The following is a 21424-nucleotide window of genomic DNA, read 5'->3' on the forward strand; positions in this document are numbered from 1 at the left end:
GGTCCGCGGGGCGGCGGTTCAGGCGCCGGCCGACGGGAGCCAGGTGTAGAGGTGTTCCGGGCGGCCGGTCTCGCCGTAGCGCAGGGCCAGGGAGACGCGTCCGGCGCGGTCCAGGAGCTTCAGGTAGCGCTGGGCGGTCTGGCGGCTGATGCCGGCCCGGTCGGCGATCTGCTGCGTGGACAGGGGGCCCTCGGCCGTGCGCAGCACCCGGCGGACCAGGTCCGCGGTGGTGGGGGAGTGCCCCTTGGGGAGGTCGTTGGGGGTGCCGGCCGTGGCGAGGGCCCCGAAGATCCGGTCCACCTCGGCCTGTTCGGCCTCTCCGCCGCCGGACAGGGAGCGGCGCAGGCCCGCGTAGGCCTCCAGCTTGGCGCGCAGGCCGGCGAAGGTGAACGGTTTGACCAGGTACTGGAGGGCGCCGAGCCGCATGGCCGCCTGGACGGTGGCCAGGTCCCGGGCGGCCGTGACCATGATCACGTCGGTGTGCCGGCCCGGCTCGCGCAGCCGCCGCACCAGGTCGAGGCCCGTTCCGTCGGGGAGGTAGTGGTCGAGGAGGACCAGGTCCACCGGGTGGGCCGTGAGGAACTCCAGTGCCCCGGCTGCCGAATGGGCCCGGCCCACGACCTTGAACCCGGGAACCTTCGCCACGTACGCCGCGTTGATACGGGCAACACGCATGTCGTCGTCGACGACCAATACGTGGATCGGGGACTCGTTCACCGCAGGGCCTCCGGAAGTACGACGGAGAACTCCGCCCCTCCGTCCTCTGCTTCACCGGCCCGGGCGCTGCCGCCCTGCCGCTCCGCGAGGCGGCGTACCAGGGCGAGGCCCAGCCCGCGCTCGCGGTGGGCCGAGGGCTGCTTGGTCGACCAGCCCTCCGTGAAGATCTCCTCGCGCCGTCCGGCGGGGATCCCGGGGCCGCTGTCGCGCACCCGCAGGACGGCGGTGCGCCCCTGCGCGCGGATGTCGACCTCCACGAGGGGAGCGCTGGAGCCGGCCGCCGCGTCCAGGGCGTTGTCGACGAGGTTGCCGAGGATCGTGACGAGGCCGCCCGGGTCCACCAGGCGGTCGGGGAGGAGGGAGCCGGGGGCGAGGCGCAGCGGGACGCCGCGCTCGGCCGCGACGGTGGCCTTGCCCACCAGCAGCGCCGCCAGCAGGGGGTCGTGGACCTTCTCGGTGACCTGCTCGGCCGTGGTCCGGTGGACGCCCACGACCTCGGTCACGAACGCGGCGGCTTCCTCGTGCAGGCCCAGTTCGAGGAGGCCGAGGAGGGTGTGCAGGCGGTTGGCGTGCTCGTGGTCCTGGGCGCGCAGGGCGTCGATCAGGCCCTTGGTGGAGTCGAGCTCGCGGCTCAGGTGCTCCAGTTCGGTGCGGTCGCGCAGCGTGGCCACGGCGCCGCCGTCGGCGGTGGGCATCCGGTTGGCGACCAGGACGCGCGGGCCCTGGACGGTCAGCAGGTCGCGGCCGGTGACGCGGCCGGCGAGGACGTCGCTGGTGCGGCCCGCGCCGAGGACCTCGTCCAGGGGCCGGCCGGCCAGGGTGTCCGCGCGGTCCTGGTCGAGGCCCAGCAGCCGGGCGGCCTCGTCGTTGACGAGGCGTACCCGGTCGTCGCGGTCGAGGGCGATCACGCCCTCGCGGATGGAGTGCAGCATCGCCTCGCGTTCCGCGAGGAGGCCGGCGATGTCGGAGAAGGCCAGGTCCCGGGTCTGCCGTTGGATGCGGCGGGAGAGGAGGTAGGCGGCGAGCGCCCCGGCGGCCAGGGCCCCGCCGGCGTAGGCGAGGAGGCCGGGGATGGCGCCGAGGAGCCGGTCGCGCACGCTGTCGTAGGCGATGCCGACGGAGACGGCCCCCACGATCTCCCCGTCGGCGGCGACGAGGGGGACCTTGCCGCGGGCGGAGCGGCCGAGGGTGCCCTGGTCGATCTCCATCACCTCGTGTCCGGCGAGCACGTCGCCGGGGTCGGTGGAGACGGGCCGTCCGATGCGGTCGGGGCTGGGGTGGGAGCGGCGGATCCCCTCCAGGTCGAGCACGACGACGTACTCGGCGCCGGTCGCGCTGCGGATCCGCTCGGCGGCGGCCTGGACGGGGCTGTCGGCCGTGGGCCGCGACCACAGGAGGTCGGCCGCCAGGGAGGGGTCCGCCGCCGCGCTCTGGGCGATGGCCAGCGCGCGCCGCATCGCCTGGTCGTCCAGCTGGTGGCCCAGGGGTGCCAGGAAGAGCCCCGTGGCCAGGACGAGGACCCCGGCGGCGATGGCCAGCTGGGTGAAGAGGATCTGCGAGACGGCGCGTCGGGGCAGCCCGAGACGCCGCGAGCGCGGGGGGAGGAACCGCATGACCAGTAACCGTAGGTCGGCGGGCGCCGAAGCGGAACGCCCGTCGCGCAGGCCCGCCTGCCTGGTGACCGAGCGTGACCGGGGTGCGGCCCGGTCACCGCCGGGCCGCACCCCGGGGCTCGCTGCGGGTGAACCAGGTGTCGTAGAGCTCCTGGACCTCCAGCAGGCTCCAGCAGGGACTCGCGCGGCACCTTCCCGCGGGCGATGCGCTCCAGGCGGCGGAAGCACCCGAACCGTTCGACGCCAGGGGCGACGACGATCAGGATCCCGGCGTTCCCGCCGGGGGCGGCGGCGAAGGCGTGACCGAGGCCGGGCGCGACGACGACGAGGTCGCCGCGGCCGGCCGTCACCACCCGGGGCGAGCTTCGGCGCGGGCTCATGCGAGGCTATTGGAACCCTCTTGGAGACGGAGTGCGGAGAGGGGCCGAAGGGTGTGCCCTCTGCCTTTTGGCAGAGGAGCGGATCGGCCGTGAGGCGCATGCCGTCGCCGGATTCGGTATCGATACTGGTCAGCGTGGTGAGCACTCGTCCCTTCCGTCTTCGTCGTCCGCTCCGGGGACCCGTGCGCGCGGTGGCGGAGGCGGCCTGGGTGCTGCTCGCCGGGCTGGGCGTGTGGGTGGCGGTCGCGTACACCGGGATGCTCCCGCGCCCGTACCTCCAGCTGCCCGCCCTGGCGCTCGGCGCGGCCCTCTTCCCGCTGCGCCGCCGCTTCCCCGCGGCCGTCCTCCTGGTCCTGGCCGCGCTGACCGGCCTGGCCGCCTGCGTCGGCCCGGCCACCGCGGCGACGGCGTACACGGTGGCCCGGCGGACGGTCCGGGCGCGGCGGCGGGCCCGGCTGCTGGCGGCTGCGGCCGCCCTGCTGGTGGTGTGCGCGACGGTGGCCGCGCCCTGGCTCGGTCCGGGACCGCTGCCGTACGGCCCGGCGCTCGGGCTGGTCCTGACGCCTACCGCCGTACTCGTCCCGGGCCTGGTCGGCACCTCGTACGGGCAGCAGCGGCGCCTCGTGCGGGCGCTGCGCGAGCGCGGCGACGCGGCGGAGCGGGCGCGCCGGTTCGCCGACAGCGAGGCCCGCATCCACGAGCGCTCCCGGATCGCCGCCGAGATGCACGACCTGGTGGGGCACCGGCTGAGCCTGATCTCCCTGCACGCCGGAGGCCTGGAACTGGCCCTGGAGCACGCCGACCCCGAACTGCGCGAGGAAGCCGTCCTGGTGCGGCGGACCACCCGCGACGCCATGCGCGAGCTGCGCCAGGCCCTCGGGGTGCTCGGCCCGCTGGGCCGCGACACAGGGCCGGAGGCCCTCACCGACGCCACCGGCACCCGCGCCGACGTCGAGGCGCTGGTGGCGGAGTCCCGGGACGGCGGGGTCGCCGTACGCCTCGACTGGACGGGACCGGACCTCGACACCCGTCCGACACCCGTCCGGCGGGCGGTGCACCGGGTGGTGCGGGAGGCACTGACCAACGTGCACCGGTACGCGCGCGCGGCGCACGTCGCCGTCACCGTCGAGCACGGTGAGGAGTCGGTACGCGTCACCGTCCGCAACGGCGCCCCGCCCACGGCCCCCGCACCGGCGGGCGGCCTGGGCACCGGACGCGGGCTCACCGGCCTGCGGGAGCGGGTGGAACTGCTCGGCGGCGGCTTCACCGCAGCTCCGCTGCCGTCCGGCGGCTTCGGGGTGGAGGCGGTGCTCCCGGCCGAACCCGGTGACGCCCCCGCGCCCCGGCGGGAGGTCGCGGAAGGGGACCCGGACGCCGCCGCCGACCGGGCCCTTGGCGGGGCCGTCCCGGTGCGCGGAGCCGGCGACCCGGCATCCGCCGCGGCCGCCCGGACCGGCGACCCGGCACCCGCCGCGGCCGCCCGGACCGGCGACCCGGCCGAACGCGGCACCGCGCAGGCGCTGACGCTCGCCCTCGGGTTGGCGGCGCTGTGCGTGCTGATGGCCCTCGGCACCCTCTTCGTGTACGCCACCGCCCCGCACCGGGACGCCGGACCGCGCCCGCTGCCCCGGGTCGGCATGACCTACGGCGACGTGATGGGCGCCGGCGTCACCGACAACGCGGCGGTCCGGGCCGCGGCCGCCGGCCGGGAACCGCCGCGCCCGCCCGGCGCGGCCGGCTGCGTCTACCCGTTCAACGGGGCCACCGAGTCCCGCCCCGGCTCCCTGACCATCGCCCGCTACTGCTTCGACACGGGGCAGCGCCTCGTCGCCGTCGACCGATTCACCGTCCCGTCGGTCCGGGACGCCACACCCTGGGAGATCCCGTGACCGCGCCCGCCCACCCGATCCGCGTCCTGCTCGCCGACGACGAGGCCATGATCCGCGCCGGGGTGCGCCTGATCCTCCGGCACGCCGACGGCATCGAGGTGGCCGCCGAGGCCCCCGACGGACGGCAGGCCGTCGAACTGGCCGCCGCGCACCACCCGGACGTCGTCCTGCTGGACATCCGGATGCCGGTCTGCGACGGGCTGGCCTCGATCGCCCCGCTGCTCGCCCTCGATCCCGCGCCGCGCGTGGTGATGCTGACGACCTTCGGCGACGACGAGAACGTCCTGCGGGCGCTACGGGAGGGCGCCGCCGGGTTCCTGCTGAAGGACGAGGGCCCGCAGGAGCTGATCAGCGCGGTACGGGCGGCCGCAGCCGGGGACGCCGTGCTCTCCCCGGGGGTGACCGGCGCGGTCATCTCCCGGATGCTGACCGCCGCCCCGCCGCGCGGCGCCGACGGCCCGGAGGCGGACGACCGGATCGCCAGGCTGACCGGCCGGGAGCGGGAGGTCCTGGCCATGCTCGGTGAGGGCCTGTCGAACCAGGACATCGCCGCCCGGCTCGGCATCGGGACCGGCACCGTGAAGAGCCACGTGGGCGCCGTCCTCGACAAGACCGGATCGACGAGCCGGGTCCAGGCGGCGCTGCTGGCCCACCGGACCGGCCTGGCCCCCTGAGCTCCCACACCCCTCCCGGGACGGGTGTCCGCCGCCGCGACCTCTGTCTTCCGGCAGAGGGAAGCCGGCCGGACCCCGACCTACGGCAGAGCGCAACTCCCGCCTCCAGGACGATGTCTGTGCAGGTCAGCGGCTTGACGATGGATGCATGTCGCAGACCTTCCCCCCTTCCCCCTCCGGCGCCGACGTCACGGAGCCGGCCGCCCGCGCCCGCGGCCTGACCAAGACGTACGGAAAGGGCGAGACCCGCGTCACCGCACTGGACGCGGTGTCCGTGGACTTCGCCCGCGGCCGGTTCACCGCCGTCATGGGCCCCTCCGGCTCCGGCAAGTCCACGCTGATGCACTGCATGGCCGGCCTGGACCCCGTCACCTCGGGGTCGGCCCGTATCGGCGGTGTCGAGCTGTCCTCCCTCGACGACCGCCGGCTGACGCGGCTGCGGCGCGAGAAGGTCGGGTTCGTCTTCCAGGGCTTCAACCTGATGCCCACCCTCACCGCGCTGGAGAACATCACCCTGCCGCTGAGGCTGGCCGGCCGGCGGCCCGATGCGGCCTGGCTGGACACGGTCGTCGCCACGGTCGGACTCGGGGGCCGGCTCGCGCACCGCCCCGCCGAGCTCTCCGGCGGCCAGCAGCAGCGCGTGGCGGTGGCCCGCGCACTGGCGTCCCGGCCGGAGATCGTGTTCGCCGACGAGCCGACCGGCAACCTCGACTCCCGCTCCGGCGCGGAGGTCCTCGGCTTCCTCCGCGACTCGGTGCGGGAGCTGGGCCGGACCGTGGTGATGGTCACCCACGACCCGGTGGCCGCCGCCCACGCCGACCGGGTCGTGTTCCTCGCCGACGGCCGCCTGGTGGACGAGCTGCACGGGCCGACCTCCGGCGCCGTGCTCGACCGGATGCTCGCCTTCGAGGCCCGGGGCCGCGCCTCCTGACCACCCCTGCCGCGCCCTCCCGTCCGCCGCGCCACACCTCCTGAAAGCCCGCCATGCTGCGAACAGCCCTGCGCAACGTCCTCGCGCACAAGGCCCGTCTGGCCATGACCGTCCTCGCGGTCTGCCTCGGGGTCGCCTTCATCTCCGGCTCGCTCGTCTTCGCCGACTCCACCGCCGCCGCCTACCGCGCCTCGCTGGCCCGCAGCCACGCCGGGACCGCGGTCTCCGTGGATCCCGCGTACCCCCTCGGCGCCCCCGCCGACCAGCGCGAGTCCGTCCTCGACGACGCGCTCGTGGCCAGGCTGGCGGCCGTCCCCGGCGTCGCCGCGGCCCGGCCGGCCGTCGACGGCTCGGCCACCCTCTCCGCCAAGGACGGCAGCCCGCTGCGCGCGGGCAACACGATGGGGAAGCTGGCCGCCGCCTACGTCCCCGGCCCCGACGGCACGGACGGCCGCCACCCGCTGACCGCCGGCCGCGCCCCGCGCACCGCGGGCGAGGTGGCCCTCGACCGGGGCACCGCCGCCGCCGGCGGATACTCCCTCGGCGACACCGTCGCACTGGCCACCGACGGCCCCGTCCTGCGGCTGCGGCTGGTCGGCATCGTCTCGACCACCGACCCCCGGGTCACCGCCGGCGGTACCCTCGCCGTCCTCGACAGGGCCACCGCCCAGGGGCTGTTCGCCACCCCGGGCCGCTACACCGGCATCGACCTGTCCGCCGCGCCCGGCACCGACCCGGACGAGCTCGCCCGGCGCGTCTCCGCGCTGCTGCCGGCCGGCCGGGCCGAGGCGACCACCGCGAAGGCGCTGGCCGAACGGCAGTCGGTCTTCATCGACACCCGGACCCGCAGCTACTCCCGGCTGCCCCTGGTCTTCGCCGTGGTCTCGCTGTTCATCGGCTCCTTCCTCATCGTCAACACCTTCACCATGCTCGTCACCCGGCGCTCCCGGGAGACCGCGCTGCTGCGCGCGATCGGTGCCACCCGCCGACAGGTGGTCGCCTCCGTGCTCGCCGAGGCGGCCCTTATCGGGCTCGTCGCGTCCGTGCTCGGCTTCGCCCTCGGACTCGGCGTCGCCACCGTCCTGCCCGATGTCCTCGGCGGCGCGGACGAACCGCTGCCGCGGGGGCCGCTGGTGGTCGGCCCCGCCCCGGTGCTCGCCTCCCTGGCCGTCGGCGTCGGCGTCACGGTCCTCGCCGCCTGGCTGCCCTCCCGCCGGGCGGCCCGGACCGCGCCCGTCGAGGCCCTGCGCACCGCCGAGCAGCCGCCCTCCGCGGCCCTGTCCCGGATCCGGGGCGCGGCCGGCGCGGCCGGCCTCCTCATTGGTGCCGGGCTGCTGCTCTCGCTGGACGGAGCCGAGGACGCCTCGGAGGGGAACCTGCGGACGGCGATGGCCGGCTGCGGGATCCTCGTCACCGGGCTGCTCCTGCTGGCCCCGCTGCTGGCGGGCCCGGTGATCCGCCTCCTCGGCCGCCTCAGCGCCCGCTTCGGGGTCGCGGGCGACCTGGCCCGGGACAACGCCCTGCGCGACCCCCGCCGTACGGCGGCCACCGCCGCCGCCCTGACGATCAGCACCGCGCTGGTCTGCGGACTCGCCGTCATCGAGCACTCCTCCAGCCGGGCCCTGGACTCCCAGGCCGCGGCCGGCCTCAGCGCCGACTACGTCATCAGCACCCGGGGCACCACCACGGCCATCGACGCGGCCGCCGTCCGGCGGGTCGCCGCGCTGCCCGGGGTGTCGACGGCCTCGGCCGTCGCGGACTCCACCTTCTCGGCCGGAGCCCTCGCCCGGGAGGTCTCCGGCGTCGACCCGAAGACCGTGGGGGAGGTCATGGAACTCCGCTTCACCAGCGGATCCGCCGCCGCCATCGGGCCGGGCCGGATCGCCGTCTCCCGCAGCTTCGCCCGGGAGAACCGGCTCGCCACCGGCGGGCGGATCGAGGGCGGCATCGGCCCCGGGCAGGGCGAGCGCGACCGTACCTTCACCGTCGTCGGGATCTACGAGGACAACCCCACCGCCCGGGACGTCCTCGCCCACCGGGACGACGTCCAGGCGCACGGCTTCCTGCGCGACTCCGTCCAGCGCGTCCTCGTACGCACCGGACCGGGCGCGGCGGACATGGAGAAGCGGCTGCGCGGCGCCGTCGACAACAGCCCCCTGCTGAAGGTGCAGGACCGCGACCGGCTCGTCCGCGAACAGGCCGGTGTCGCCGGCGACCTGATGGGCATGGTCTTCGGGCTGCTCGCCATCGGCGTGGTCATCTCCGCCCTCGGCATGGTCAACACCCTCGCCATGTCGGTCGCCGAACGCACCCGGGAGATCGGCGTCCTGCGCGCGCTCGGCATGGACCGCGGCGCGGTCCGCCGGATGATCGTGCTCGAAGCGCTCGCCGTCGCCGCCTACGGCACCCTGCTGGGCCTGGCCGGCGGCCTGTTCGGGGCGTGGAAGGTGAGCGGACTCGCCAACGGGGCCATTCCGCAGTACGCGTTCTCCGTCCCCTGGGGGACCCTCGCCCTGGTCGTCGTCCTCTCGCTCGGGGCCGGCGCCGCGGCGGCGGCGCTCCCGGCCCGGCGGGCGGCCGCGCTCGGCCCGCTGCGCGCGGTGTCCGGCGGCTGAACCCTCCTCCCGTCGCGCCCGGGCGCGGGAGATCGCCGGGCGGTGGCGCCGCCCCCGGGGAGCCGAGGGTCAGGGGACCGGGCGGGGCGGGCGCGGGCCCGTGTACTGGCCGCTCGGGCGCATCCGCAGCGGCGGTTCCTGGTACTCCTCCAGCGCGTGCGCGATCCAGCCCGCCGTACGGGCCACCGCGAAGACGGTCTCCCCGGCCTCGGCGGCCATCCCGCAGGACAGCGTCAGCGCCGCGAGCGCCAGGTCCACGTTCGGGTGCAGGCCGTGGCGGGCCATCACCCCCGCCACCTCCCGCGCCGCGCCCAGGGCGGCGCCCGCGCGGGGGAGCCCCTCCAGCCGCCCGGACAGCGCCCGGGACCGGGGGTCCTCGCCCTGGTACAGGCGGTGGCCGAAGCCCGGCACCCGCCGGCCCGCCCGCAGGTACTCCGCCACGACCGGCGCGGCCCCGCCCCGCTCCAGGACCTCCGCCAGCATCCGGTGCGCGAGCCGGCCCGCCGCCCCGTGCAGGGGGCCTTCGAGGGCGCCGAGCCCCGCCGAGACCGCCGCGTAGGGGTGGGCCCGGGCCGAGGCGGCGACCCGTACGGCCAGGGTGGAGGCGGCCAGGTCGTGGTCGACCAGCAGGCCCAGTGCCAGGTCCAGCGCGTCCACCGCCGCGGGCTCCGGTTCCTGCGCGGTCAGCCGGGACCACAGCCGCCGGGCGAGCCGCCCGTCGCCCGGGTCCTGCGGGGACACCTCGGGCAGGGCGCCGACCAGCGTGGGGACCAGGCAGCGCGCCGAACCGAGGACGGCCGCCCCGGACAGGTCGAAGCGCAGCGGGTCCGCGACCGCGGCGGCGGCCACCGCGACCCGCAGGAGGTCCAGGGGGCCGCTGTGCTCGGGCAGCGCGGCCACCGCGCGCCGGGCGGCGGCGAGCGGCTCCGGTGGAGCGGTGAACCGGGCCCCGCGCACCAGGGTCCCCGTCCAGAGCCACTCGGCGACCTCCTCGTAGGAGTACCGGGAGGCCAGTTCCACGGCGTCGACGCCGCGGAACCAGTACCGGTCCGCCCCGGGCTCGATGAGGGTCAGCGCCGTGCGCACGGCCGGCTCCGGGGCGGCGGGCCCCGCCGCCTCGCGGCGGCTGCGCCGGGCCAGGGCCTCCACCTCGGCGGCGTCGAAGGTGCTGCCCCGCCCGACCGCGTCGCGGCGGCTGTCGAGCTGGCCCCGGCTGACGTAGGCGTACACGGTCGCCGGCTTCACCCCGAGGAGCCGGGCGGCCTCCTGCGTGGTGATCCGGCGGGGGACGTCCTCCACGGGGGCGCCGGAGGAGGAGCCGGGCGGATGGTCACTCATGACGGTCAGCATACATATGTTGATTGAATCAATATTGACATGGATCCAATCAAAGATGGATGGTCGATCCATGAACACCACCGTCGAAGTACCCCGCGGTCTCGCGGGAGTCGTGGTCACCGAGACCGGACTCGGTGACGTCCGCGGACGCGAAGGCTTCTACCACTACCGCCAGTACTCGGCCGTGGAACTCGCCGCGTCCCGCACCTTCGAGGACGTCTGGCACCTGATGTTCCGCGGCGCCCTCCCCGCCGGCCACGCCGAGCGGGCCGCCTTCACCGCCGAGACCGTCCCGCTGCGCCACCTCCCCGCCGAGGTCCGGGACGCCCTGCCCGCCCTCGCCCGGGCCACCGCCCTCTCCGGACCCCTGGCCGGCCTGCGCACCGCGCTCTCGCTCCTCGGCGCCTGCGCCGGCTTCCGCCCCGTCTACGACCTGGACCCCGGCCGCCGGGCCGCCGACGCGCTCGCCGCCTGCGCCGCCGTACCGACCCTGCTCACCGCCCTGCACCGGCTCGGACAGGGCCTGGAGCCGGTCGAGCCGCGCGACGACCTCCCGTACGCCGTCAACTACCTGTGGATGCTCACCGGCGAGGAGCCCGACCCCGTCAAGGCCCGCGCCGTCGAGCGGTACCTGATCTCCACCGTCGACCACGGCTTCAACGCCTCCACCTTCACCGCCCGCGTCATCGCCTCCACCGGCGCCGACGTCGCGGCCTGCCTCACCGGCGCCATCGGTGCCCTCTCCGGACCGCTGCACGGCGGAGCGCCCAGCCGGGCCCTGGACACCCTGGACGCCATCGGCACGGCCGACCGCATCGGCCCCTGGATCCGGGAGCGGGTCCTGGCCGGGGACCGGATCATGGGCTTCGGGCACCCCGTCTACCGCACCGAGGACCCGCGCTCGCGGATGCTGCGGGACATCGCCCGGCAGTTCGGCGGGCCGCTCGTGGAGTTCGCCGTGGAGGTCGAGCGCCAGGTGGAGGAGATCCTCGCCGAGCTCAAGCCGGGCCGGGAGCTGCACACCAACGTGGAGTTCTACGCGGGCGTGGTCATGGAGCTGTGCGGGCTGCCCCGCGAGATGTTCACCCCGACCTTCTGCGCGGCCCGCGTGGTCGGCTGGAGCGCGAACGTCCTGGAGCAGGCCGCCGACTCGAAGATCATCCGCCCCGCCGCGCGCTACACCGGCCCCACCCCGCCCCGGCCGGTCCCCCCGCTGGGCTGACTACGATCGTCCGGGTGAACAGCGTCCAGCCCATCCCCGTCGTCGTCCTCTCCGGATTCCTCGGCTCCGGCAAGACCACGGTCCTCAACCACCTCCTCGCCCACCGCGGGGGCACCCGGATCGGGGTCGTCGTCAACGACTTCGGCTCGATCGAGATCGACGCGATGTCGGTGGCCGGCCAGGTCGGCGACTCGATGGTCTCCCTCGGCGGCGGCTGCCTGTGCTGCGCCGTCGACGGCAGCGAGCTGGACGCGTACCTGGAGAAGCTCGCCGCGCCCGTCCACCGGATCGACGTCATCGTCATCGAGGCCAGCGGGCTCGCCGAGCCCCAGGAGATGGTCCGGATGCTGGTGGCCAACGAGAACCCGGCCGTCCGCTACGGCGGCCTCGTCCAGGTCGTCGACGCCGCCGAGTTCGACGCGACCCGGGCCGCGCACCCGGAGACCGACCGCCACCTGGCCGTCGCCGACCTGGTCGTGCTCAACAAGACCGACCGGGTCGCCGTCGCCGAACGGGCCCGCATCGAGGCGGAACTCGCCGCGCTCGCCGCCCCCGGCACCCCGCTGGTGGGCGCCGACCACGGGCGGATCGACCCGGAACTGCTCTTCGACCGCCGCCCCTGGACCGAGACCCGGGGCCAGCTCTCCTTCGAGGACCTGCTGGCGGAGGCCGGGGAGCACGCAGACGGGGACGAGGACCACGGCGCACACGCCCACGCGGCCTACGAGAGCGTCTCCTTCACCACCGACCAGGCCCTCTCCCCGCGCCGGTTCATCGACTTCCTCGACCGCCGCCCCGCCGGGCTCTACCGGATCAAGGGCTTCGTCTGGTTCGGCGTCCCCGGCCACCAGGAGCGCTACGAGGTCCACGCGGTCGGCCGCTTCCTGCGCTTCGACCCCGGCCCCTGGGGCCGGGGCGAGCCGCGCGGCACGCGGCTCGTCCTGATCGGCAAGGGCGTCGACGGCCCGGCCCTGCGGGACGGACTGGAGGCCTGCCGGGAGGCGGACCCCGGGCGGTCCCTCCCGGACAGCATGTGGGGAGTGCTGCGCTACGTGCCCGGGCCGCCGCAGGACGCCTCCGTGGAGGACGTCTAGAGGAGGTCTACGCGACCTCGACGCCGAAGTCGCCCAGCAGGGCCTCCAGCCCGTCGCGGTAGCCCTTGCCGCCGATCACGAAGTCCCAGTCCCCATTCGCCCGGCGCCGGAACGAACCCAGCACCAGGGCCGTTTCACCGGCGCGGCCGTCGGACACCTCCAGGCGGCCCAGCTCCCCGCCCGCCGCGTCCAGCAGCCGGATGTGGGCGTCGGTGAAGCCCGCCAGGTCCGCCTCCGGATTGACCTCGGGGTCCACGGCGGCCACCAGCACCAGGCGGTCGGCCCGCGCGGGCAGCGCGTCGAAGGCCACTTCGACGGCGGCCTTGTCCGGCGCGGAGTGCGGGCGGGCGCGGACCGAGCCGTCCGGCGTGCGGGGGTTGTTGAAGAACACGAAGTGCTCCTCGCTCAGCACCCGGCTGCCCGTGCAGACCAGCGCGCACACGTCGAGCGCCACCGCCCCCGACCAGTACATGCCCAGCACGTTGTGGTCGGCGGAGCCGGCGGAGTCGGCGGCCGACGGCGTGTCGACGAGGGTCGGCGCCGGGGAGGCCGGCGCGGGCGCCCCGGGGGCCGGGCGGCCGCCGCCGGTGCCGGGCCCGAGGCGTCCGCGGAGCCCGTACTGGTGCAGCAGTTCCACCAGCTCCGCCCCGGGAACCAACTCCAGCGGCTTGCCGTTGGCGAAGGTGTACGACCCGGGCCCGAAGGACGCGGTGGTGACGAGCACCCCCTTGTTCGCCCCCTTGTCCTGGACCGTGCCGTACAGGTCCCGTACCGCCGTCGGCGGGACGGTGTTGCGGTAGCGCTTGACCTGCACCACGATCCGCCCGCCCCGGATCGGGGCCGGGTCCACCGCCTCCACGTCCACGCCGCCGTCGCCGGAGCGCTGGGTCGTCACCGCCTCCATGCCCATCGCCCGGAACAGCTCGGCGACCAGGTTCTCGAAGACGATCGGGTCCATGGTGAAGAGGTCCGGCTCGTCCTCGTCGCCTCCGGTGTGCCCCCCGTGGCTGACGACGTCGCCGACCTCGTCGGGCCGCCGCCCCGGACGTACCTCCGTCAGCTGGTCGGGGCGCGACGACAGCTGCCCGCCCAGCCCCGACACCAGGCAGTCCACCGCGCTGACCTGTTCCAGGCGCAGCCCCGCGAAGGCCGTCCGCCCCGCCGGCACGGTGGACAGGACGAACCGCGCCTCCTGCCCGGTGGCGGGGTCGTGGCAGTCCACGAACCCGTTGACGACGACCGAGTCCAGAACGCCGAACTCGTCCGCCGCGTACAACTCCCGCACCACCAGCAGCATGCACTGCGCCAGCAGGTCCCGGTACAGCGCGCGGCGCTCCGTGACGGGGCGGGGCCTGACCTTGTCCTGGTCCGTGCTCGGCAGGTACTGCACCGACCTGGCCTCCGGCACCACCGCGAACCCGGGCAGCTCCCAGTCCAGCACCAGCTGGCGCGCCGCCGGGTCGTAGGCCGCCGACACCTGGCGGGGCAGTGCCTCGGGCCAGGCCGTCGAGGCGTACAGGGCGGCCGAGAAGTACTCCACCGCGGCGTCGGCACCGCCCGCGCGCAGGGCATCGGCCAGGGCGGCGAGGCCGCTGTTGTGGGCGCGCACCCCGGCGAGCTGCTCCTCGGCCCACCGGTCGTACTGCCGGCGGTAGGCCGCCAGCTGCTGCCGGCGCTGCGCCTCCGCGGCGTTCGCCGCCTGCCAGGCGGCGGTGTACCGGTCGTGCGCCTCCCGCTCCGCCTGCGCCCGCTGGTGCGAGCCGGGCGACCAGCCGCCGCCCTGCTGCCGGAACTCCTCGATGCGGGGCATCGGCACGGGCTGACCGAGCGCCCCGGGGTCGAAGGGCTCCAGCCATTCGGGCCGCACCAGGGAGGACATCCGGAACGCCGGCGCCCCGCATCCCGCGACCAGCAGCCGCTTGAGGGCCTCCACCTCGGCGTCGATCTCGGCGGTGCGGCGCACCGCCTCGGCCTCGCGGTACTGCCGGTGGCTGCGGTTCGCGTCCCGCTCGTAGGCGCGCTCGCGGCGCTCGGCCTCCCGCTGCTGGATCAGCTGTGTCTGCTGCTGCCGGCGCTGGGCCTCGGCCCAGTCCCCGATCACTCCGCCCGCCCGACGACTCATCAGCTGTGTACTCCCCCCACCAACGCCAGGAAGGAAAACACTAGTCGGCATTCGGGTGGTACGTCCCCGGGGTCGCACCACCCGAACGCCGCCGTCCGGTCCTACAGCGCCGCACCCGCCAGCACCGCGACCACGGCCGGGAGCGCCGCGCCCGAGCCGTCGCGGCGCGGGTCCGGGGCCGGGAGCGCGGCCGGGTCGCCGTTCGCGGCGGCCGCGCGGGCCGGGGCGTTGCCCGCCCACGCCAGCACCAGCATGTCCTCGCCCTTCAGGAACCGCTGGCAGCGCACACCGCCGGTCGCGCGGCCCTTGCGCGGGTACTGGTCGAACGGGGTCAGCTTGCCCGAGGCCGGGGCGCCGTCGAGCGTCCCCTGCGCGCCCGCCACCGTGAACACCTGGGCGTCCCGGGCCGGGTCGACCGCCGAGAAGTGGATCACCTTGGCGTTCCCGGAGAGCTTGATGCCCGCCATACCGCCCGCCGGGCGGCCCTGGGGGCGCACCTGGCCGGCCGGGTAGCGCAGCAGCTGGGCGTCGTCGGTGATGAAGACCAGGTCCTCCTCGCCCGTGCGCAGCTCGACCGCGCCGACGATCCGGTCGCCCTCCTTGAGGGTGATGACCTCCAGCTCGTCCTTGTTCGCCGGGTAGTCCGGCACGACCCGCTTGACCACGCCCTGCTCGGTGCCCAGGGCCAGGCCCTGCGAGGACTCGTCCAGCGAGGTCAGGCAGACCACCGTCTCGTCGGCCTCCAGCCCGGAGACGAACTCCGAGACCGGGGCCCCGCCCGCCAGGCTCGGCGCGGCGTGCGTGTCCGGCAGCTGCGGCAGGTCGATCACCGAGAGCCGCAGCAGGCGGCCGTACGAGGTCACCACGCCCACGTCGGCCCGGGCGGTCGCCGCCACCTGGGAGACGACCAGGTCGTGCTTGGCGCGGGCGGAGCCCTCGTCGACCGGCAGCGGATCGGCGTTGGCCGTACGGGCCAGCAGGCCCGTGGACGACAGCAGCACCCGGCAGGGGTCGTCCGCGACCTCCAGCGGCACCGCGGCGACGGCCGTGCCCGCCGACTCCAGCAGCACCGTGCGGCGCGGGGTGCCGAACTTCTTGGCGACCGCGGCCAGTTCCGAGGAGACCAGCTTGCGCAGCTCGGCGTCCGAGTCCAGGATCCGGGTCAGCTCCTCGATCTCGCCGGTCAGCCGGTCGCGCTCGGACTCCAGCTCGATCCGGTCGAAGCGGGTGAGCCGGCGCAGCGGGGTGTCCAGGATGTACTGGGTCTGGACCTCGCTCAGCGAGAAGCGCTCCATCAGGCGCTCCTTGGCCTGCGCGGAGTTGTCGCTGTCCCGGATCAGGCGGATGACCTCGTCGATGTCGAGCAGGGCCACCAGCAGGCCCTCGACCAGGTGCAGCCGGTCGCGCCGCTTGCCGCGGCGGAACTCGCTGCGCCGGCGCACGACCTCGAAGCGGTGGTCCAGGTAGACCTCCAGCAGCTCCTTGAGGCCCAGCGTCAGCGGCTGCCCGTCGACCAGCGCGACGTTGTTGATGCCGAAGGACTCCTCCATCGGCGTCAGCTTGTACAGCTGCTCCAGCACGGCCTCCGGGTGGAAGCCGTTCTTGATCTCGACGACCAGGCGCAGGCCGTGCGCGCGGTCGGTGAGGTCCTTGACGTCGGCGATGCCCTGGAGCTTCTTCGAGCCGACCAGGTCCTTGATCTTCGCGATGACCTTCTCGGGGCCGACCGTGAAGGGCAGTTCGGTGACGACCAGGCCCTTGCGGCGCGCCGTCACGTCCTCCACGGACACCGTCGCGCGGATCTTGAACGTGCCGCGGCCGTTCTCGTAGGCGTCCTTGATGCCGGAGAGGCCCACGATGCGCCCGCCGGTGGGCAGGTCGGGACCCGGCACGAAGCGCATCAGCGCCTCCAGGCCCGCGTCCGGGTACCGGATCAGGTGGCGGGCGGCCGCGACGACCTCGCCCAGGTTGTGCGGGGGCATGTTGGTGGCCATGCCGACCGCGATCCCGGACGTGCCGTTGACCAGCAGGTTCGGGTAGGCGGCGGGCAGGGTGACGGGCTCGCGCTCCTGGCCGTCGTAGTTGGCGGCGAAGTCGACGGTGTCCTCGTCGATCGACTCCGTCATCAGCGACGTGGCGTCGGCCATCTTGCACTCGGTGTAGCGCATCGCGGCCGGCGGGTCGTCGTTGCCGAGCGAACCGAAGTTGCCGTGGCCGTCGACCAGCGGCAGCCGCATCGAGAAGGGCTGGGCCATGCGCACGAGGGCGTCGTAGATCGACTGGTCGCCGTGCGGGTGGAGCTTGCCCATGACCTCGCCGACGACGCGGGCGCACTTCACGTACCCGCGGTCGGGGCGCAGGCCCATCTCGTTCATCTGGTAGACGATGCGCCGGTGTACGGGCTTCATGCCGTCCCTGGCGTCCGGCAGGGCCCGGGAGTAGATCACCGAGTACGCGTACTCGAGGAAGGAGCCCTGCATTTCGTCGACGACGTCGATGTCGAGGATCTTCTCCTCGAAATCCTCCGGCGGCGGGGTCTTCGTGCTGCGGCGGGCCATCGCTGCGGCGCTCCTAACCAAGATCGGGGGGTGTACGTGCGGGGGTGTGCGACGGGGTCGACGCCGACCATTGTGGCCCCAGGCACCGACAACGCCGACTCCGACCCAGGTGAGAGGCCGGGAACTTCTCCGTGCACCTGCGCGCTTGCATACAGTGGCAGGTCGATAGGGAATCTCTGCATCGCGATCGAAGGGACCACATGCCCATGGGTCACACGGCCACAGCTCAGGCCGGCTCCGGCGGCCTGACAGCGACCGAGCACCGGCTGGCCAACGGCCTGCGCGTGGTGCTGTCCGAGGACCACCTCACCCCGGTCGCCGCCGTCTGCCTCTGGTACGACGTCGGCTCCCGGCACGAAGTCAAGGGGCGGACCGGTCTGGCTCACCTCTTCGAGCACCTGATGTTCCAGGGCTCGGCGAGCGTACCCGGCAACGGGCACTTCGAGCTCGTCCAGGGTGCCGGCGGCTCGCTCAACGGCACCACGAGCTTCGAGCGCACCAACTACTTCGAGACGATGCCGGCCCACCAGCTGGAGCTCGCCCTGTGGCTGGAGGCGGACCGCATGGGCTCGCTGCTCGCCGCCCTGGACGAGGACTCCATGGAGAACCAGCGCGACGTCGTCAAGAACGAGCGCCGCCAGCGCTACGACAACGTCCCGTACGGCACGGCCTTCGAGCGCCTGACGGCCCTCTCCTACCCCGACGGCCACCCGTACCACCACACCCCGATCGGCTCCATGGCCGACCTGGACGCCGCCTCCCTCGAGGACGCCCGGAACTTCTTCCGCACGTACTACGCGCCCAACAACGCCGTCCTGTCGGTCGTGGGCGACATCGACCCCGAGCGCACCCTGGCCTGGGTCGAGAAGTACTTCGGCAGCATCCCGGCGCACGACGGCAAGCAGCCGCCCCGCGACGGCAGCCTGCCCGAGACCATGGGCGGTCAGCTCCGCGAGGAGATCGTGGAGGAGGTCCCGGCCCGCGCGCTGATGGCCGCCTACCGCCTGCCGCACGACGGCACCCGCGAGTGCGACGCCGCCGACGTGGCGCTGACGATCCTCGGCGGCGGCGAGTCGTCCCGCCTGCACAACCGCCTGGTCCGCCGCGACCAGAGCGCCGTCGCGGCCGGCTTCGGCCTGCTGCGCCTGGCCGGCGCGCCCTCGATGGGCTGGCTGGACGTCAAGACCTCCAGCGGCGTCGAGGTGCCCGCCATCGAGGCGGCCGTGGACGAGGAGCTCGCCCGGTTCGCCGCCGAGGGCCCCACGGCCGACGAGATGGAGCGCGCGCAGGCGCAGCTCGAGCGCGAGTGGCTGGACCGGCTGGGCACCGTCGCCGGCCGGGCCGACGAACTGTGCCGCTTCGCGGTGCTGTTCGGCGACCCGCAGCTGGCGCTGACGGCCGTCCAGCGCGTCCTGGACGTCACCGCCGAGGAGGTGCAGGCCGTGGCCGCCGCCCGGCTGCGCCCCGACAACCGCGCGGTCCTGGTCTACGAGCCGCTGCCCGGCGCCGAAGAGAACGACGAGAGCGACGAGAACGAGGGGGCGGAGCAGTGAGCGACACCGCAGCCGTCACGATGGACTTCCACCCGCAGCCGCAGGCCGGCGAGCCCACGCCGTGGGCCTTCCCCGCCCCCGAGCGCTCCACCCTCGGCAACGGCCTGACCCTGCTGCGCTGCCACCGCCCCGGCCAGCGGGTCGTCGCGGTCGAGGTCAACCTCGCGGCCCCGCTCGACGCCGAGCCCGACGGCCTCGACGGAGTGGCCACGATCATGGCCCGCGCCCTGTCGGAGGGCACCGACAAGCGCTCCGCCGAGGAGTTCGCGGCCGAGCTGGAGCGCTGCGGCGCCACCCTCGACGCCCATGCCGACCACCCCGGCCTGCGCGTCTCCCTGGAGGTCCCGGCCTCCCGCCTGCCCAAGGCCCTCGGGCTGCTCGCCGAGGCGCTGCGCGCGCCCGCCTTCGACGACGGCGAGGTCGCCCGGCTGGTGCGCAACCGGCTGGACGAGATCCCGCACGAGCAGGCCAACCCGCAGCGCCGCGCCGCCAAGGAGCTCTCCAAGGAGCTGTTCCCGGCCGCGCTGCGCATGTCCCGCCCCCGCCAGGGCACCGAGGAGACGGTCGCGCGGATCGACTCCGCCGCCGTCCGCGCCTTCTACGAGGCCCACGTGCGCCCCTCGACCGCCACCGCGGTGGTCGTCGGCGACCTGACCGGCATCGACCTGGACGCCGTCCTCGCCGACACCCTGGGCGCCTGGACGGGCGGCACCGCCGCGCCCCGGCCGGTGCCCCCGGTGACGGCCGACGACACGGGCCGCGTGATCATCGTGGACCGGCCCGGCGCGGTCCAGACGCAGCTGCTGATCGGCCGGATCGGCCCGGACCGGCACGACATCGTCTGGGCCCCCCAGGTCCTGGGCACGTACTGCCTCGGCGGCACCCTGACCTCCCGCCTGGACAAGGTGCTGCGCGAGGAGAAGGGCTACACGTACGGCGTGCGCGCCTTCGGCCAGGTGCTGCGCTCCACGGCCGACGGCACGGGCGCCTCGATGCTCGCCATCAGCGGCTCGGTGGACACCCCCAACACCGGTCCGGCGCTGGAGGACCTGTGGCAGGTGCTGCGCACCCTCGCCGCCGGGGGCCTGACGGACGCCGAGCGGGACGTGGCGGTGCAGAACCTGGTGGGCGTGGCCCCGCTGAAGTTCGAGACGGCCGCCTCGGTGGCCGGGACCCTCGCCGACCAGGTCGAGCAGGAGCTGCCGGACGACTACCAGGCGCGGCTGTACGCGCGGCTGGCCGAAACCGGTACGGCGGAGGCCACTTCGGCGGTCGTGAACGCCTTCCCGGTGGACCGGCTGGTCACGATCCTCGTGGGCGACGCGGCGCAGATCGAGGAGCCGGTCCTGGCCCTCGGCATCGGTGAGGTCACGGTCGTCACCAACTGACCGGCGGCCGACCGGCAACTGACCGGCGGTCGGCCTGTTTCCGAGGGGGTCCGGTGGAGCATCCACCGGGCCCCCTTTGTCCGTTTAGTGGTGTGGTTTCAGGTATGTGGTGTGGCGTACGCAACAAATCCGCGCGTCTGTTTGGCGATTGACTGATGATCCGCCTAGCGTCAGGCGTGCTGTCCGTCACTTGTGCCAGCCGCACCCGCGGCACCGGGCAGCGATCGCCGAGTCCCCGTCAGGCGCGAGCCTGGGGAGCCGGGGACCCACATCAGTCCCTGGGGTGAATCGGACCGCCTCGCCAGAGGGGGCCCGTAGGAGACCTTCCTGCTCCGAACCCGTCAGCTAACCCGGTAGGCGAGAGGGAAGGAAAGGATCACCCCCGCCATGGCGTTTGGCAGTCGTGCAGCCGGTTCCGGTAAGCACCGCGGTTCGAGCCGTCTGAGCCGCAAGACCGCCGGCTACGCCGGCATAGCCGCCCTCGCCACCACGGGCGTGGTCGGCACCCTGGCGGCCCCGGCCTTCGCCGCCGACTCCCACGGCGGCCCGTCCCTCGAGGACACCGGCGCGCTGAACGCCGTCGTCGTCGCCGACGGCCTCCAGGACGACATCGAGACCCAGGCCGAGACCCAGCAGAGCGCCGCCGAGGCCGTCGCGGCCCAGGCGCAGGCCGAGGCCGACGCCAAGACGCGCGCCGCCGAGGCGAAGCGCACCGCCGAGGCCAAGGAGAAGGCCGAGCGCGAGGCCGCCGAGAAGGCCGCCCAGGAAGAGGCCCGCAAGCGCCTCAACACCTTCGTGGCCCCGATCACCGGCTCCTACGTCAGCACCCAGTACGGCGCGGGCGGCGGCATGTGGTCCTCCGGCAGCCACACCGGCATCGACTTCCACGCCGACGAGGGCACCGTCGTCCACGCGGTGGGTGCGGGCACCATCGTCGAGGCCGGCTGGGGCGGCGCCTACGGCAACAACGTCGTGATCCGCCACAACGACGGCACCTACACCCAGTACGGGCACATGAACTCGCTGAGCGTCTCGGTCGGCCAGACGGTCTCCGCGGGCCAGCAGATCGGCCTGTCGGGTTCCACCGGCAACTCCAGCGGCCCGCACCTGCACTTCGAGGCCCGCACCGGCGCCACCTACGGCACGGACATCAACCCCCTGGCCTACCTGCGCCAGCACGGTGTCGGCATCTGACCCCGTCCCTCTTCGAAGAAGGCCCCGGCTCCCCGAGCCGGGGCCTTCTCCGTTCCGCCGGTTCCGCGGGTTTCCGCCGTTCCGCGCGTTCCCCCGTTCCGGATTTCCGGGCTTTCTCGGAAATCCGCACGTGTTG

The 21424-nt window shown here is 74.7% G+C and carries 14 protein-coding genes, 1 pseudogene and 1 riboswitch; of the genes and pseudogenes, 9 read left to right on the top strand and 6 right to left on the bottom strand.

Going from position 1 to position 21424, the window contains the following annotated elements:
- Window positions 1–18: 18 nt before the first annotated feature.
- The 3 genes and pseudogenes from AB0469_RS11240 to AB0469_RS11250 form a co-directional block, all read right to left on the bottom strand.
- Window positions 19–717 (bottom strand): response regulator, encoded by a 699-nt coding sequence (locus tag AB0469_RS11240; RefSeq protein ID WP_366451076.1) that lies wholly within the window; start codon window positions 715–717, stop codon window positions 19–21.
- Window positions 714–2330, bottom strand: a complete 1617-nt coding sequence (locus AB0469_RS11245; protein ID WP_366451077.1) for a sensor histidine kinase — start codon at window positions 2328–2330, stop codon at window positions 714–716. Before AB0469_RS11245 ends, AB0469_RS11240 begins: the two co-directional genes overlap by 4 nt.
- A 94-nt stretch (window positions 2331–2424) precedes the next feature.
- Window positions 2425–2686: pseudogene (locus AB0469_RS11250) on the bottom strand (cupin); the annotation flags it as partial.
- Window positions 2687–2844: 158 nt separating this feature from the next.
- Here AB0469_RS11250 and AB0469_RS11255 point away from each other — a divergent pair.
- From AB0469_RS11255 to AB0469_RS11270, 4 genes are all read left to right on the top strand, one after another.
- A complete protein-coding gene (locus tag AB0469_RS11255; protein WP_366451078.1) occupies window positions 2845–4599 on the top strand; it encodes a histidine kinase in 1755 nt (584 codons plus the stop codon).
- Window positions 4596–5273: a response regulator transcription factor gene (locus AB0469_RS11260; RefSeq protein WP_366451079.1), complete on the top strand. Its 678-nt coding sequence runs from the start codon at window positions 4596–4598 to the stop codon at window positions 5271–5273. Before AB0469_RS11255 ends, AB0469_RS11260 begins: the two co-directional genes overlap by 4 nt.
- A gap of 148 nt (window positions 5274–5421) precedes the next feature.
- Complete coding sequence (locus AB0469_RS11265; protein ID WP_366451080.1) at window positions 5422–6204, top strand: ABC transporter ATP-binding protein; 783 nt, start codon at window positions 5422–5424, stop codon at window positions 6202–6204.
- Between the two features lie 53 nt (window positions 6205–6257).
- Window positions 6258–8819 (top strand): FtsX-like permease family protein, encoded by a 2562-nt coding sequence (locus AB0469_RS11270; protein ID WP_366451081.1) that lies wholly within the window; start codon window positions 6258–6260, stop codon window positions 8817–8819.
- 69 nt (window positions 8820–8888) lie between these two features.
- Here AB0469_RS11270 and AB0469_RS11275 read toward each other — a convergent pair whose 3' ends face one another.
- Complete coding sequence (locus AB0469_RS11275; protein ID WP_366451082.1) at window positions 8889–10157, bottom strand: citrate synthase; 1269 nt, start codon at window positions 10155–10157, stop codon at window positions 8889–8891.
- Window positions 10158–10212: 55 nt separating this feature from the next.
- Between AB0469_RS11275 and AB0469_RS11280 the strand changes: the two genes are divergently transcribed.
- Window positions 10213–11379, top strand: coding sequence for a citrate synthase/methylcitrate synthase (locus tag AB0469_RS11280; RefSeq protein ID WP_366451083.1), 1167 nt, complete (start codon window positions 10213–10215; stop codon window positions 11377–11379).
- A 14-nt stretch (window positions 11380–11393) separates the two neighbouring features.
- Window positions 11394–12473: a GTP-binding protein gene (locus AB0469_RS11285; RefSeq protein WP_366451084.1), complete on the top strand. Its 1080-nt coding sequence runs from the start codon at window positions 11394–11396 to the stop codon at window positions 12471–12473.
- Window positions 12474–12480: 7 nt separating this feature from the next.
- On the opposite strand, the gene AB0469_RS11290 is transcribed toward AB0469_RS11285, so the two are convergent.
- Together AB0469_RS11290 and AB0469_RS11295 are read right to left on the bottom strand one after the other, a co-directional pair.
- Window positions 12481–14595: a restriction endonuclease gene (locus AB0469_RS11290; RefSeq protein WP_366451085.1), complete on the bottom strand. Its 2115-nt coding sequence runs from the start codon at window positions 14593–14595 to the stop codon at window positions 12481–12483.
- A gap of 101 nt (window positions 14596–14696) precedes the next feature.
- Window positions 14697–17153, bottom strand: a complete 2457-nt coding sequence (locus AB0469_RS11295) for a DNA topoisomerase IV subunit A (protein WP_366451086.1) — start codon at window positions 17151–17153, stop codon at window positions 14697–14699.
- A 206-nt stretch (window positions 17154–17359) separates the two neighbouring features.
- Here AB0469_RS11295 and AB0469_RS11300 point away from each other — a divergent pair, with 206 nt between their 5' ends.
- From AB0469_RS11300 to AB0469_RS11310, 3 genes are all read left to right on the top strand, one after another.
- Entirely contained in the window at window positions 17360–18706 is a 1347-nt protein-coding gene (locus AB0469_RS11300) for a pitrilysin family protein (protein WP_366451087.1), read from the top strand.
- A gap of 20 nt (window positions 18707–18726) precedes the next feature.
- Window positions 18727–20094 carry a pitrilysin family protein gene (locus AB0469_RS11305; RefSeq protein ID WP_366451177.1) on the top strand — a complete coding sequence of 456 codons (1368 nt, stop codon included), beginning with the start codon at window positions 18727–18729 and terminating at the stop codon, window positions 20092–20094.
- Between the two features lie 215 nt (window positions 20095–20309).
- A riboswitch (cyclic di-AMP (ydaO/yuaA leader) is annotated at window positions 20310–20469 on the top strand.
- A 12-nt stretch (window positions 20470–20481) separates the two neighbouring features.
- Window positions 20482–21288 carry a M23 family metallopeptidase gene (locus AB0469_RS11310; protein ID WP_366451088.1) on the top strand — a complete coding sequence of 269 codons (807 nt, stop codon included), beginning with the start codon at window positions 20482–20484 and terminating at the stop codon, window positions 21286–21288.
- Window positions 21289–21424 lie beyond the last annotated feature (136 nt).

Source organism: Streptomyces sp. NPDC093801, assembly GCF_040701585.1.
Taxonomy (GTDB): Bacteria; Actinomycetota; Actinomycetes; order Streptomycetales; family Streptomycetaceae; genus Streptomyces.